Here is a 13712-nt window from a genome sequence, read left to right as displayed (position 1 = left end):
TCGAGGGGGAGCGATGGGCGATCCGGAGAAGAAGACGGCGCTGTTCGACCAGCTCGCGCGCGTCGGCAAGGCGCTCGGCAACGGCCGGCGCCTCGAACTGCTCGACCTGCTCGCCCAGTCCGAGCGCTCGGTCGAGGTCCTCGCCGACGCCTCGGGCCTGGGGCTGACCACCGTCTCGGCCCACCTCCAGACCCTCAAGGCCGCCGGCCTGGTCGCCGCCCGCCGCGAGGGCCAGAAGATCCACTACTCGCTCGCGGGCGAGGACGTGGCCGAGCTCTACCGCCTCGCCCGGGACACCGCCGCCACGCGCATCGCCGACGCCGAGCGCGCCGCCGCCGACTACCTCGGGGACCGGCCGCGGCAGGTCGGCCGCGACGAACTGCTCGCCGGCCTCGAGCGGGGCGAGTTCACCGTCCTGGACGTGCGCCCGGCCGAGGAGTACGCCGCCGGCCACCTGCCCGGCGCGATCGGCATCCCCGTCGACGAACTGCCCGACCGGCTCGACGAGGTCCCCGCCGAGGCGAAGGTCGTGGCCTACTGCCGCGGCGCGCTCTGCGTGTTCGCCCACGACGCGGTCGAGCTCCTCGCCGCGTCCGGAAGGGACGCCGCCCGGCTCGAGGACGGCCTCCTCGAATGGCGCCTCGCCGAGCTCCCCACAGAGACCGCGAGCTGACGGAGAGTGCGTCCACTGAGATCAATGTGACCGCTGTGGTGACCGAGATGTCGGGGATCGCAGTTTTTTGCCTTGAGGGGTTGCGGGCGAGCGCATACACAGGGTTAGCTGTACAGACTGGGCCACATGTGAAACATCCCCCCACAATGTCGTGCGCGGGCCGGTCTGACGCCCAGCCCCACAGCGGGCGCCACCCCCACGGGCGGCGCGACCGGCCGCGCCGCCCGAAAAACCGGGCCGCCACCGCGGCTCCGCATACGAGATCCGTCCCGATCCCCGCTGACCCTCGGAACACCGATCACATGCGACCTGCGAAAGGGCCATGAACCGACCCCAGGAAACCCCGCCCGGCGACGCCGGCGGCGACCAGAACCCCGACCGTCCCCGGATCCGCTGGCAGAGTCCGGCGTCCAAAAAACCGGATACCGAGCTCACCGACGAACTCGTCCTCTGCTGCCTGGACCCCACGACCTGGCGGCCGATCGTCAGGCCCCGCATCATCGGCCTCGGCCTCGCCGCCTGCGTGGTCGGACAGCTCATCGCCTTCGGCAAAGTGAACCTGGTCGACAAGTCGCTCGTCCTGTCCTACACGGCCCAACCGCCGAACACCGTGCTCATGCTCGAGGTGTGGGAGGCGGTCAAGGCCGAACACACCGCCCAGCCGGTGAAGACCTGGCTGCAGTACCTCGCCGAACAGGGCATGGGCTCGGGCGGGATCTTCGCCCGCGTCGCCGAGCGCATGGCCTCGCGCGGGCTCGTCACGATCGAACGCCAGGGCATCCTCGGGCGCCGTCTCGCCTACGCGCCGACGAACCCGTCGGCCGCGGCGTGGCCTTTCGTACGTCTCCGCCAGGGGCTCAACCGCGAAGACCTGACAGGACCGAACGGGCGCGACGCGTTCCTGATCGGCCTGCTGTCGCGGATGGGCCTCGAACCGCGGCTCGCCGACGCCGACCTCGGCCGACACCGGCTCGAGGCGGTCGACCGCGGGCTCGAACCCCCCATTCGGAAACTCCTCGGCCACCTCGACGTGGTGGTCGGCGAGGCCGCCATGACACAGCGGTCTTGATCCTTCCGGAACCGTCCGAACAGGTAAATGAAGGGATTCTCTGTGTCCACCGCCCCACCACCCCAGATCGGCTCCATCGCCGATCGGCTCGCCGCCGACCGACTCGGCGTCATGGGCCTGCTCCACTTCTCGCTCACCGCCGCCACCCCGCTGACGGTCATCGCCGGCGTCACCGTGACCGGCTGGGCCATGACCGGCCAGATCGGCATCCCGGTCGCCTTCGCGGCCATCGGCGCGGTCCTGGTGCTGTTCTCGATCGGCTACACCACCATGGCCCGCCACATCTCCAACGCCGGCGCCTTCTACGCCTTCGCCGCCAAGGGCGTCTCGCCCTCGGCCGGTGTCGGCGCCTCCCTGGTCGCCCTGGTGGCCTACACCGCCCTGTCGATCGGCCTGTACGGGCTGCTCGGCGTGGCCACGACGCCGCTGCTCGAATCCTGGTTCGGCTGGGACGTCCAATGGTGGATACCGGCCGGCGTCCTGTGGCTGCTGGTCGCCGTCCTCGGCACCCGCGCGGTCGACCTCAACAGCAGGTTCCTGGCCGTCCTGCTGAGCCTGGAGATGGCCATCATCGTCGTGTTCAGCTTCTCCAACCTCGGCAGCCCCTCCGAGGCCGGCTACACCGTCGAAGCGCTCGACCCGACCCTGCTGTTCACCTCCATATCCGGGGCCCTGCTGGTGCTCGGCTTCCTCGGCATGGTCGGTGTGGAGATGCCCACCGTGTACGCCGAGGAGACCAAGAACCCCAGGAAGACCGTACGGATCGCCACCGTGCTCGCGATCTGCATCCTCGCGGTGTTCTACACCCTCGCCTCCTGGTCGATCACCGTCGCCGTCGGCACCGAGGGCCTGGTCGAGGCCGCCCGCGAGATGGACATCGGACTGTTCTTCTTCCTCATCGAAGAGCAGATGGGCGCCACCGTGGCCACCGCCGCGGAAGTGCTGCTGGTAACCAGCGTCGTCGCCGCCGCGATCTCGTTCCACAACACCGTCTCCCGCTACGCCTTCGCCCTCGGCCGCGAGCACGTGCTGCCGGCCTCGCTGGGCCGCACCTCCGCCCGCACCGGCGCGCCCCTGCGGTCCTCGCTGCTCCAGTCGGCGATCGTGCTCATCGTGCTGGTGATCTACGCCGCCGCCGGCCTCGACCCGATGGAGGAGCTGTTCTACCTGTTCGGCACCTCCGGCGGCTTCGGCGTCCTGGTCCTGGTGACCGTCGCCTCGGCCGCGGTGATGGCCTTCTTCGCCCGCGACCGGCGCGGCGAGACCGCCTGGAGCACCCGCTGGGCGCCGGCGCTGGCGACCGTGCTGCTCGGCGCGGTCACGGTGATGGCGATCGTGGCGTTCGGCGACCTGCTCGGCACCCCCGCCGGCTCCCCGCTGCCGACCGCGATCCTGCTGGTCTACCTCGCCGTCGCCGTCGTCGGCGTCGTCTGGGGCCTGATCCTGCGCGGCTCCAAGCCGGAGCTGTACCGGCGGATCGGCTCGGGGCCGCAGGCGGTGATCGGCGAGCCGGAGGACGAGCCCGAACCGGTCGGGGACCGCTCATGAAGGGCGTGATCCTCGAAGAGGGCCACGCCGGTCCCGTCCGGCCGGTGGCCGAGCGCATCGCGAGCGCCTTCAAGTACCTCGCGGTCGCCGACTGGCTGGTGCCCGACGACATCGAGACGCGGGCCCGCCTGATGGCCGGCCAGTTCGAGATGCTCGCCGCCCCGGCCCTCGAGGGGCACGGACGCGTGGACGCCGCGCTCGACGACGGCGGCGACCTGGCCGGCGTCGCGGTGTGGCTCGACTTCACCGGCGACCCGTTCGGCGGGCCGCCGGACTACGCCGAGCGCATGGCCGAACTGTGCGGCGAGCACCTCCCGCGCTTCCAGGCCCTGGACGAGGCCTTCGAGCGCCACCACCCGGACCCGGCCGAGCGGCCCCACCTGCACCTGGTGTTCTGCGCGGTCGACCCCGACCGGCAGCGCCAGGGCATCGGCCGCATGCTGCTTGAGGCGGGCCTGAACCACCTCGACCGGACCGGGACCGCCGGCTACCTGGAGGCGGCGAACGTGCCGCTGACCGAGTGGTACGGCAAGCACGGCTTCGAGAGCCTGGGGCCGCCGCTGCGGCTCCCCGAAGGCCCCAGCATGTATCCGATGTGGAGAAAACCGAGGTAACCCCGAACGCACCGGCGCGCCCCGTCAGGCCCACCGCTCGTACGGGGCGCGCCGATGCGTGTCCGGAGGCGGTCGCCCGCCGCACCCTCGGGGGAGCCGGTGCAGCGGGCCCGTGCGCACTCGAATAGATTTGCCGCCGTACGAGTCAACGAACGCTGCGGAGGAAACGGTGCTCGACATCAGCGCGCTCACCTGGGCCGCCACCATCGGCCTGATCGTCGTCTTGCTGGCGGTCGACCTGGTGCTGGCGGCGATCCGCCCGCACACGGTCGGCTTCCGCGAGGCCACCGCCTGGTCGGTGTTCTACATCCTGGTCGCCGTCGCATTCGGAATCTGGTTCGGGCTCTGGTACGGCGGCGACTACGGCACCGAGTACTTCGCCGGCTACATCATCGAGAAGAGCCTGTCGGTCGACAACCTGTTCGTGTTCGTCATCATCATGACCACCTTCGCCGTCCCCTCCAAGCACCAGCACAAGGTCCTCACCTTCGGGATCGTGCTGGCACTGGTCATGCGCGCTGCCTTCATCGCCGTCGGCGCGGCGCTGCTGAACCTGTTCTCGTTCATGTTCCTGCTGTTCGGGCTGCTGCTGCTCTACACGGCCGTGCAGTTGTTCCGGCACCGCGACGAGGACCCCGACATCGAGGACAACGCCGTCGTCCGGGCCACCCGCCGGTTCCTGCCGGTCAGCGACGACTACGTCGGCGGGCGGCTGTTCGCCCGCGTCGGCGGCCGCAGGGTCGTGACCCCGCTGTTCATCGTGCTCATCGCCATCGGCAGCGTGGACCTGCTGTTCGCGCTCGACTCCATCCCGGCGGTCTTCGGCGTCACCGAGGTGCCCTACATCGTGTTCACCGCCAACGCCTTCGCGCTGCTCGGCCTGCGCGCCCTCTACTTCCTGGTGAAGGGCCTGCTGGACCGGCTGGTGTACCTGTCGACCGGCCTGGCGATCATCCTGGCGTTCATCGGCGTCAAGCTCATGCTGCACTGGATCCACGTCGACATCGACGAGCGGATGCCCGAGATCCCGACCATGGTGAGCCTCGGCGTGGTCGTCGCCGTCCTCGCGGTCGTCACCGTCGCGAGCCTGGTCAAGACCCGCCGCGACCCGGACGTGAAGGCCCACTCCGGCGCACTCAAGGCGAGCTCGTCGAAGCACGATCGCACGGCCTGATTCCGGAGGCTCCCCGGACCGGGCCGCCGACGAAATCAGGGCTGCTCGCGCCCGTTTCGTCGTCCGCTCACGCTGACGGCGAGGATCGATCACGCTGCGGTGCGCCCCCTCGCGCGGCCGCCGGAAGATAGGTTAGCCTTGCCTACGTGTTGGATGACGTGGGACTGCGCGGGAGCGCCCTGGAGCTCGCCTATTACGGCGAGACCGTTGTGCACCAAGCGGACATCGAGCTCACCGCCGGCCGCGTCACTGCCCTGCTGGGACCGAACGGCAGCGGCAAGTCCACCCTCCTGCGCGCCCTCGCCCGGCTCCACCGCCCCGAAAGCGGCGAACTCGCCCTCGGCGACGGCACCGCCCTCGCCGCACTGAGCCCGAAGGCCTTCGCCCGCCGCGTCGCCCTGCTCGCGCAGTCCCGGCCGGTCCCCGGCGGCGTCCGCGTCAGCGACGTCGTCGGCTACGGCCGCCACCCCTACCGGGGCCGCTGGCGCGCCGGCGACGAAGCCGGCCCGGCCGCCGTCGAGCGAGCCATGGCCATCTGCGGCGTCACCGACATGGCCGACCGCGGCGTCGACACCCTCTCCGGCGGCGAGCGCCAGCGCGTCTGGCTCGCCTCCTGCCTCGCCCAGGACACCGGCGTGCTGCTGCTCGACGAGCCTACCAACCATCTCGACCTGCGCTACCAGGTCGAGATCCTCGACCTCATCCGCGACCTCGCCGACGAGCACGGCACCGCCGTCGGCGTGGTCCTCCACGACCTCGACCAGGCCGCCGCGGTCGCCGACCGCGCGGTCCTGCTCAGCGCCGGAAGCGTCCTCGCCTCCGGCGACCCGGCCGAGGTGCTCACCGCCGAGCATCTCACCGCCGCCTACGGCATCGACATCGAAGTCGACACCGATCCCGTCACCGGTCTGCTCGCGTGCCGCCCCCTCGGCCGGCACAACCGCCGCGCCGTGGCCGCGCCGACCGTCAACCAGTAAAGGAACGCAATGCGAATCCACCCACGCGCTCTCATCGCCCTGCCCGCTGCCGCCGCCGTCCTGGCCGCGGCCGCCTGCGGGACCACCGAGGACGGCCCCGACGAGGGCGAGGAGACCACCGCCGAGGCCGGACCGGTCTCGGTCGTCGACGCCACCGACACCACCGTCGAGCTCGACGCCCCGGCCACCGACGTCGTCGCGCTCGAATGGGCCGAAGCCGAAATGGCCGCCAGCCTCGGGGTCATGCCCGTCGGCGTCGCCGACGTCGAGGGCTACCACACCTGGGTAGGCGCCTCCGTCCCGCTCGACGACTCGGTCGAGGACGTCGGCACCCGCGCCGAGCCCTCCGTGGACTCGATCGCCGCCCTCAGCCCCGACCTGGTCATCACCGAGAACCGCGACGAGGGCGTCATCGAGCAGCTCCGCGAGTTCGCGCCCGTCGCGGTCGCCGCCGGATCCTCCGAAGAGGACAACCTGCAGCGCATGGAGGACGACCTGTTCATGATCGCCGCGCTCCTGGGCAAGACCGAGGAGGCCGGTGCCCTCATGGACGACTTCCAGTCCAAGGTCGACGAGGTCGCCGACGCCATCGCCGAAGCCGGTACCGCCGACGTCCCCTACCTGTGGGTCGACGGCTGGGAGGACGGCGGCACCGTCGCCATCCGCATGTTCGGCCCCTCCTCCCAGGTCGGCAACCTCGCCACCGAGGTCGGCCTCACCAACGCCTGGGACGGCGAGACCGACGGCCAGTGGGGCCTGGGCCAGAACGACCTCGAAGGCATGAGCGAATACGCCGACACCGACCTGCGCCTGATCTACAACGAGTCCGACAACAGCGGCCTGTTCGCCGAGACCCTGCCCGGCAACGACCTCTGGGCGGGCCTCGGGTTCGTCGAGGACGGCCACACCTACCAGCTCACCGAGGGCGCCTGGACCTTCGGCGGACCCGAGTCCAGCAAGGTCCTGCTCGACTTCTTCGCCGAGGTCTACACCTCTTGAGCACCACCCAGGCCCCGCCGGCGCGACCAGCGGCCCCGATCGGCACCCGGACGCGATTCCTTCCTGCCGCGTCCGTGTTCACTGTCACCGTCGGGGTCCTGGTCGCGCTGGCGGCCGTCCATCTCACCCAGGGCTCGTCGTCGCTCGGCGCGGCAGAACTGGTGCGGCTGCTGACCGGCGGGGCCGACCCGACCACCCTCGACGTCTTCACCGAGTCCCGGCTGCCGCGGCTGGCCGCCGCGGTCTTGGTCGGGACCGCCCTCGGCGGCTCCGGGGCGCTCCTGCAGTCGATCGCCCGCAACCCGCTGGCCAGCCCCGACACGCTCGCGGTCACCGGCGGCGCCTACCTCGCCGTGGCCGCCTTCGCCGTCTTCGGCCTCACGCTGCCGGTCCTGTCGGGTGTCGGCGTCGCCTTCCTGGGCGCGCTCGCCACCGCCGCGCTGGTACTGGCCGTCTCCGCCGGCGGCGGCGCCTCCACCACCCGGCTCATCCTCGCCGGCTCCGCGGTCACCCTGGCCACCAACGCCCTGGTGACACTCCTGCTGATCCTGTTCCAGGAGCGGACCATCAGCCTTTTCGCCTGGGGCTCGGGCAGCCTCAGCGTCGTCGGGTTCGGCTCCCTCACCCCGACCGCGCCGCTGGTCGCGGCCTGCCTGGTCGCCGCGGTCGTCCTCGGTCCGCGCCTGGACGTGCTGCGCCTGGGCGACGACACCGCCGCCGGCCTCGGCGTCGGCGTCCGCCGGACCCGCCTGGCCGCCGTCCTCTGCTCCCTGCTGCTGGCCGCCTGCGCGGTGGCCGTGGCCGGACCGATCGGCTTCGTCGGCCTCGCCGCGCCCGTCATCGCCCGCATCATCGCCGAACGCCTGCCCCACCTGCTGAAGCACCGGGTCCTGATCCCGTTCAGCGCCCTGTGCGGGGCGATAGTCCTCATCGGATCCGACCTGGTCGTGCGCGCCGTCCTCGGCGGCGCCGCCGGGTACATAATCCCGGTCGGCGTCACCACCACCGTGTTCGGCGCCGGCATCATGGTGTGGCTGGCCCGCCGCGTCACCGACTCCGGCGCCGCCGGCCGGCCCGCGATGCTGCACGGCGCCGGCGGCCGGACCCGCGCCGGATACGCCCTCATCACCGCCGTCCTGGCCGCCGGCCTCGGCGCCGCCCTGGTCGCCGGAATGCTCTCGGGCGACACCATGCTCCTGGCCGGCGACGTCTGGAACCGGTTCACCGGCCGCACCGGCGCGGCCTACACCTGGATCATCGACCAGCGCTACCCGCGCGTGCTCGCCGCGGTCCTGGCCGGGGCCGCGCTCGCGGCAGCCGGGGCGGTGACCCAGCCGGTGTGCCGGAACCCGCTGGCCGAGCCGGGCATCCTCGGCGTCACCGGTGGGGCCGGCGTAGGAGCAGTGACACTCATCACCTGGTTCCCCGGCGCCGGTCCGTGGGCGGTCACCGCCTGCGCCGCAGCCGGAGCCCTGGCGGCGTTCGCAGTGGTCTACGGCCTGGCCTGGAAAGGCGGACTCGACACCGCGCGCCTGGTGCTCATCGGCATCGGCGTCTCGGCCATCGCCACCGCGCTCATCACCCTCCTGATCATCTACGCCGACCCCTGGAACACGCCCAAGGCCATGACCTGGCTGTCCGGGTCGACCTACGGACGCACCGCCGTCCGGCTCGTTCCGGTGGCGGCGGCACTGGCGCTGCTGGTGCCGTTCATCGCCGTGCACCGCCGGGAGATGGACCTGCTGGCGCTCGACGACGACACCCCGCGCACCCTCGGGGTGCGGCTGGAACGCGTCCGCCTGCTGCTGCTCGGCGCGGCCGTGCTCCTGACCGCCGCGGCGGTCGCGGTGGTCGGCGTCGTCTCATTCGTGGGCCTGGTGGCCCCGCACCTGGCGCGGGCCCTGGTCGGCTCCCGCGCCTCCCGCGCGCTGCCGACGGCGATCCTGCTCGGCGCGCTCCTGGTGAGCGTCGCCGACACCTTGGGGCGGACGGTCATCGCGCCCGCCCAGATCCCGGCGGGCCTGGTGTGCGCCCTGATCGGCACCCCGTACTTCGTGTGGCTCCTGTGGCGGACCCGCCGGGCGGTCGCCTGACCGCGAGCGGTCCAGGGCGCCCGCTCAACGGCGACGCCGGGGACGCAGGCGCCCGCCCGGGAGCGGCGGGGCCGGAATGCGCGCCCCGTCGTGGCCGGCGACCGCGCCGAACCGCGTCTGATCCGGGTCCTCCCACGCCTCCCTGGCCGCGACGACGTCCTCGTGGTCGCGGCCCACGAAGTTCCACCACATCACCAGCTCCTCGCCGAACGGCTCGCCGCCGAGCAGGAACACCGTCGCGCCGCCCGACGAGACCAGCGGCAACTCCTCCCGGCCGGTCCCCAGGTACAGCAGCGGTCCCGGCTCCAGGGCCGTGCCCGCCGCCTCGACCGCCCCCTCGATCACCAGCACCGCGTGCTCGAAATCCGGCCGCAGCGGCACCGCCCCGCCCGCACCCGGCGCGACCTCCAGTTGGGCGCCCAGCAGCGGCGTGTACGCGCTCGCGGGCGAGGCGGCCCCGTCCAGCTCCCCGATCACCACGATCCCGCGCACCCGGTCGCCCTCGTACCGCGGCAGGTCCGCGTGCTGCTCGAAATCCGGCCGCGCCGCCGTCCCGCCCCCGGGCAGCGCCACCCACAACTGCAGCCCGTGGACCATCGGCTCCCGGCCGAGCGTGAACTCCGAATGCGCGATGCCCGGACCGCTGGTCATCAGGTTGAGCTGCTCGGGCTTGACCGCCACGTCCGACCCCAGGCTGTCCCGGTGCCGGATCTCGCCCCGGATCGGCCAGGTCACCGTCTGCAGCCCCGCGTGCGGATGCGGCAGCACCCGCATGTCGGTGCGCTCGGGACCAAAACAGTCCAAAAAGCACCACGCGCCCACCGTCGGGACGGTCCGCTGCGGCAGCGTGCGACCGACCTCCATCGCCCGCAGGCCGCCCAGCGGCACCCGCCGCGACTCCAGCAGCCGCACCTCCCCGCCGACGCCCTCCGGGGCCCGGCACGGCGTCTCCTCGGGGCGGGGCTCCAGATTGCTCATACCCACCAGGCTAAGGCGCCGCCGGGCGGTGGCGGGCGACGATCGCGGCCGCGCTCGCCGGGGACGGCACCGCCCCGAAGTTCAGACCCCGGCCCGGTCCCAGTCGCGAGGCGCAGAAGAAGTCGGCCACCGCCGGCGGGGCGTGCCGGACCAGCAGGCTCGCCTGGAGCGCCAACCCCAGGTCCTCGGTCAGGCGCCTCGCCCCCGCCTGCTCCACGCCCCCGGCGAGCGCCCCCTTCAGGTTCGCCACGTGCGCGTCCAGGTGCCCGTTCGCTCCCTCGGCCCGCTCCACTTCGGCCACGAACGCCTCGCCCGACTCCGGCGAGGTCGCGAGCGCCCGCAGCACGTCCAGGCAGATCACGTTCCCCGATCCCTCCCAGATCGACAGCAGCGGCTGCTCCCGGTACCGCCGCGCCAGCGGCGCCTCCTCCACGTAGCCGTTGCCGCCCAGGCATTCGAGCGCCTCCGCGGCGTGGACGGGCCCGCGCTTGCAGACCCAGTACTTGGCGACCGCGGTCGCCAGGCGCCGGAACGCCGCCTCGGCGGGGGAGTCGTAGGCCGAAGCCAGCCGCATCATGGTGGCCGTGGCCGCCTCGGATTCGACGCAGAGGTCGGCCAGGACCTGCCTCATCAGCGGCTGCTCGACCAGCGGTGCTCCGAAGGCCTCGCGGTGCTCGGCGTGCCAGAGGGCCTCGGCGGTGCTCTGCCGCATCCCGGCCGCGCTGGCGGTGACGCAGTCGAGCCGGGTGTGGCCGACCATCTCGATGATCGTGGCCACGCCCCGGCCCTCCTCGCCCACCGGGTGGGCGACCGCGTCGGCCAGCTCGATCTCGGCCGAGGCGTTCGACCGGTTCCCCAGTTTGTCCTTCAAGCGCTGCAAACGGATCGCGTTGCGAGTCCCGTCGGGCAGCACGCGGGGGAGCAGGAAGCACGACAGCCCGCCGGGAGCCTGCGCGAGCACCAGGAAGGCGTCGTTCATCGGCGCCGAGCAGAACCACTTGTGGCCGCGCAGCACGTAGGTGCCGTCGCCGGCGGGGGTGGCGGTGGTCGAGCCCGCCCGCACGTCCGAGCCGCCCTGCTTCTCGGTCATCGCCATGCCGACCAGCACGCCCGCCTTGTCCGCCGGCGGCCGCAGCCCCGGATCGTACGAAGTGGAGGTGATCCTCGGTTCCCATTCGGACGCCAGTTCGGCGTTCGCCCGCAGCGCGGGCACCGCCGCGTAGGTCATCGAGATCGGGCAGCAGTGGCCGGGCTCGACCTGCGCCAGCAGCGACAGCAGCACCGCCCGGGCGGCGTGGGCGCCGGGGCCGGCGCCGGTCCACGGCATCGCGTGCGCTCCGTTCGATACGGCCAGGTCCATGAAGCGGTGCCAGGACGGGTGGAAGTCGACCTCGTCGATCCGGTGCCCGTAGCGGTCGTGGGTGCGCAGCACCGGCGGGTACCGGTGGGCCTCCTCGGCCCACCGGGCGGCCTCGGCGCCGCCGAGGAGCTCGCCCATTTCGCTCGCTTGTTCGGCGATCCAGCCGGCTCCGGCGCGTTCGGCGGCCTCCCGAAGCGGGGTGTTCTGCTCGAACAGTTCGCCGGTCAGGGGCGGGGGCTGGTTGACCACGTCGTGGGTCCGGGCCGGATCGGTCATCGCGCGCTCCCTCTAACTCGATGGGGCCGTCCATTTTAGGGCCGCGCGCGATCGGACGAGGGACGCAGGGGCGGGCGGCCCCCGGCCGGAGTGGCCCGTGGCCGGGGACCGCCTCGGTCAGGGCGCTATCGGTACCATTTCTGGTTCTCTCCGCCGTGGCACTCCCACATGATGAGGTCGGTGCCGTCGTCGGAGTTCCAACCGGCGACGTCGACGCACTTGTTGGCCTGCGGGTTGACCAGGTCGTTGGCTCCGCTCAGGGTCCACTGCTGGGCCCCGGTGCCGTTGCAGGTCCACAGTTGGACTTCGGCGCCGTTGGCGGTCGAGCCGCCGGAGACGTCCAGGCATTTGCCGAGGGCGCGGACGGTGCCGTCGTCGTGGAAGGTCCACTGCTGGGCGTCGGTGCCGTTGCAGGTGTAGAGCTGGACCGGGGTGCCGTCGGCGCTGTTGGCCGCCTCGACGTCCATGCACTTGCCGGCGTAGCCGGTGACCGGGCCGGTCGAGCCGTCGCCGCCACCGCCGCCGTCGCCTTGGGTGTAGACGCGGACGTAGTCGACCGTGAGGCTCTGCGGGAACTGGGTGGTCTCGTCGGGGCAGCCGGGCCATTCGCCGCAGACGGCGACGTTCATGATCATGAAGAACGGGTGGTCGTACACCCATTCATTGCCGCCGACGTCGGCCGGGGTCTTGGTGGAGAACTCGTTGCCGTCGACCGACCAGGTGATGTAGTCCGGGCCCCAGTCGACCGCGAAGGTGTGGAAGCCGTCGGTGAAGCGCTCGCCGTTCGGGAGCGTGTAGCTCTCGCCGATGCCGCCGCCGCCGGAGTATCCGGGGCCGTGGATGGTGCCGTGCACGGTGCTGGGCTCGTGGCCGACGTTCTCCATGATGTCGATCTCGCCGGTCTGCGGCCAGCCGACGTCGCGGAAGTCGTCGCCGAGCATCCAGAACGCCGGCCAGACCCCCTGGCCGGTGGGGATCTGCATGCGGGCTTCGAACCGGCCGTACTGCTGGGTGAACGTCTCCTCGGTGAGCAGGCGGGCCGAGGTGTATTCGCAGGTGCCGTACCAGCACTGGTAGCCGGCGGGGTTGTCCTGCCGGGCGGTGATGACCAGGTTGCCGTTGCCGTCGTGGACGGCGTTGTCGGTGCTGTCGGTGTAGTACTGGTGCTCGCCGTTGCCCCAGCCCTCGCCGCCGATCTCGTGGCGCCACTTGGCCGGGTCGGGCGGCGAGCCGGCCGGCTGGTTGAACTCGTCGCTCCAGGTCAACTGCATCGTCTGGTCCTGGGCCTCGGCTTCGGTGCCTCCGGCGAGCGTGTTGAGGCCGACCGCGCCGGCGGCGACGGCCGCGCAGGCGAGCGCCAGGAGCCGCCAGGATTTCCGGTGCCGTCGGCGCGGCCCGGCTTGACGGGGTTCTCGGGGTGATCTCACGGGTGCGTCCTCTCGTCGCAGTGAGAAGAGAGCGCTCTCCAATGATGGAGGCTGGATTAGGGCCAAGATGAGAGAGCGCTCTCTCTTATCGGTCCCTTGTTTCTACCATCGAGCATCGACTACTGTCAATGCCGCTCGCGGATCGGCCGCCCGCGAGGCGGCCTCAGACCGCCGTGTACCGGCCGAGCACCTGCAGGGCCGCCCGCAACTCGGCGGTCTTGCCCGCTTTCCCGAGCCGCTCGTACTCGGCCAGGGCCGCCCGCAGTTCGGCCACCTCCGATCGCAGCACCGCCGCGATGCCGTCCTCGCCGAGTTCGCGCCGTGCGACGTCCCCGCCGAGCCCGGCCTCGCCCATCGGCCGGTCCGGATCGGCCTCGACCGCCGCCACCGCCTCGGCGTTGTCGATGGCCGCCAGCGCCGACTTGAGCGTCGAGGCGGCGGTCCGGTCCCGGTCCTTCACGGCCTGCTTGAGGTCCTGCTTTAGAGCTTGGCGCACTGACATGTCGGAGAGCCTATGCCTTGGG

General features: G+C 72.1%; 12 protein-coding genes. 8 read left to right on the top strand and 4 right to left on the bottom strand.

Going from position 1 to position 13712, the window contains the following annotated elements; genetic code table 11:
- The first annotated feature begins 13 nt into the window (after positions 1-13).
- The 8 genes from CUT39_RS04550 (at position 14) to CUT39_RS04515 (ending at position 9147) form a co-directional block, all read left to right on the top strand.
- Entirely contained in the window at positions 14-673 is a 660-nt protein-coding gene (locus CUT39_RS04550; protein WP_100444784.1) for an ArsR/SmtB family transcription factor, read from the top strand.
- A gap of 322 nt (positions 674-995) precedes the next feature.
- Positions 996-1742 carry a GOLPH3/VPS74 family protein gene (locus CUT39_RS04545; RefSeq protein ID WP_100444783.1) on the top strand — a complete coding sequence of 249 codons (747 nt, stop codon included), beginning with the start codon at positions 996-998 and terminating at the stop codon, positions 1740-1742.
- Between the two features lie 42 nt (positions 1743-1784).
- Positions 1785-3290 (top strand): APC family permease, encoded by a 1506-nt coding sequence (locus CUT39_RS04540; protein WP_198586880.1) that lies wholly within the window; start codon positions 1785-1787, stop codon positions 3288-3290.
- The gene (locus CUT39_RS04535) at positions 3287-3904 is read left to right on the top strand and encodes a GNAT family N-acetyltransferase (protein ID WP_100444781.1); all 618 of its coding nucleotides are present in this window, start codon (positions 3287-3289) and stop codon (positions 3902-3904) included. Before CUT39_RS04540 ends, CUT39_RS04535 begins: the two co-directional genes overlap by 4 nt.
- Before the next feature lie 169 nt (positions 3905-4073).
- Entirely contained in the window at positions 4074-5078 is a 1005-nt protein-coding gene (locus tag CUT39_RS04530) for a TerC/Alx family metal homeostasis membrane protein (RefSeq protein ID WP_100444780.1), read from the top strand.
- A gap of 146 nt (positions 5079-5224) precedes the next feature.
- The gene (locus CUT39_RS04525) at positions 5225-6055 is read left to right on the top strand and encodes an ABC transporter ATP-binding protein (RefSeq protein WP_198586879.1); all 831 of its coding nucleotides are present in this window, start codon (positions 5225-5227) and stop codon (positions 6053-6055) included.
- A 9-nt stretch (positions 6056-6064) separates the two neighbouring features.
- Entirely contained in the window at positions 6065-7054 is a 990-nt protein-coding gene (locus CUT39_RS04520; protein ID WP_100444778.1) for an ABC transporter substrate-binding protein, read from the top strand.
- Entirely contained in the window at positions 7051-9147 is a 2097-nt protein-coding gene (locus tag CUT39_RS04515) for an iron ABC transporter permease (protein ID WP_269799140.1), read from the top strand. Before CUT39_RS04520 ends, CUT39_RS04515 begins: the two co-directional genes overlap by 4 nt.
- Positions 9148-9171: 24 nt before the next feature.
- Here the strand turns inward: CUT39_RS04515 and CUT39_RS04510 are convergent, their stop codons facing one another.
- The 4 genes from CUT39_RS04510 to CUT39_RS04495 all read right to left on the bottom strand — a co-directional run bounded on the left by CUT39_RS04510 (position 9172) and on the right by CUT39_RS04495 (position 13690).
- Complete coding sequence (locus tag CUT39_RS04510) at positions 9172-10125, bottom strand: pirin family protein (RefSeq protein ID WP_100444777.1); 954 nt, start codon at positions 10123-10125, stop codon at positions 9172-9174.
- A gap of 10 nt (positions 10126-10135) precedes the next feature.
- A complete protein-coding gene (locus tag CUT39_RS04505; protein ID WP_100444776.1) occupies positions 10136-11761 on the bottom strand; it encodes an acyl-CoA dehydrogenase family protein in 1626 nt (541 codons plus the stop codon).
- A 125-nt stretch (positions 11762-11886) separates the two neighbouring features.
- On the bottom strand, positions 11887-13188 hold the full coding sequence (locus tag CUT39_RS04500) for a glycoside hydrolase family 16 protein (RefSeq protein ID WP_198586877.1): 1302 nt from the start codon (positions 13186-13188) through the stop codon (positions 11887-11889).
- A gap of 163 nt (positions 13189-13351) precedes the next feature.
- On the bottom strand, positions 13352-13690 hold the full coding sequence (locus tag CUT39_RS04495; RefSeq protein WP_157930477.1) for a GatB/YqeY domain-containing protein: 339 nt from the start codon (positions 13688-13690) through the stop codon (positions 13352-13354).
- Positions 13691-13712 lie beyond the last annotated feature (22 nt).

The sequence above is a fragment of the Glycomyces xiaoerkulensis genome (assembly GCF_002798405.1).
In the GTDB taxonomy this organism is placed as follows: Bacteria; Actinomycetota; Actinomycetes; order Mycobacteriales; family Micromonosporaceae; genus Glycomyces; species Glycomyces xiaoerkulensis.
Note: the sequence above shows the minus strand (reverse complement) of the source record. Positions and strands in the feature narration are given on the sequence as shown.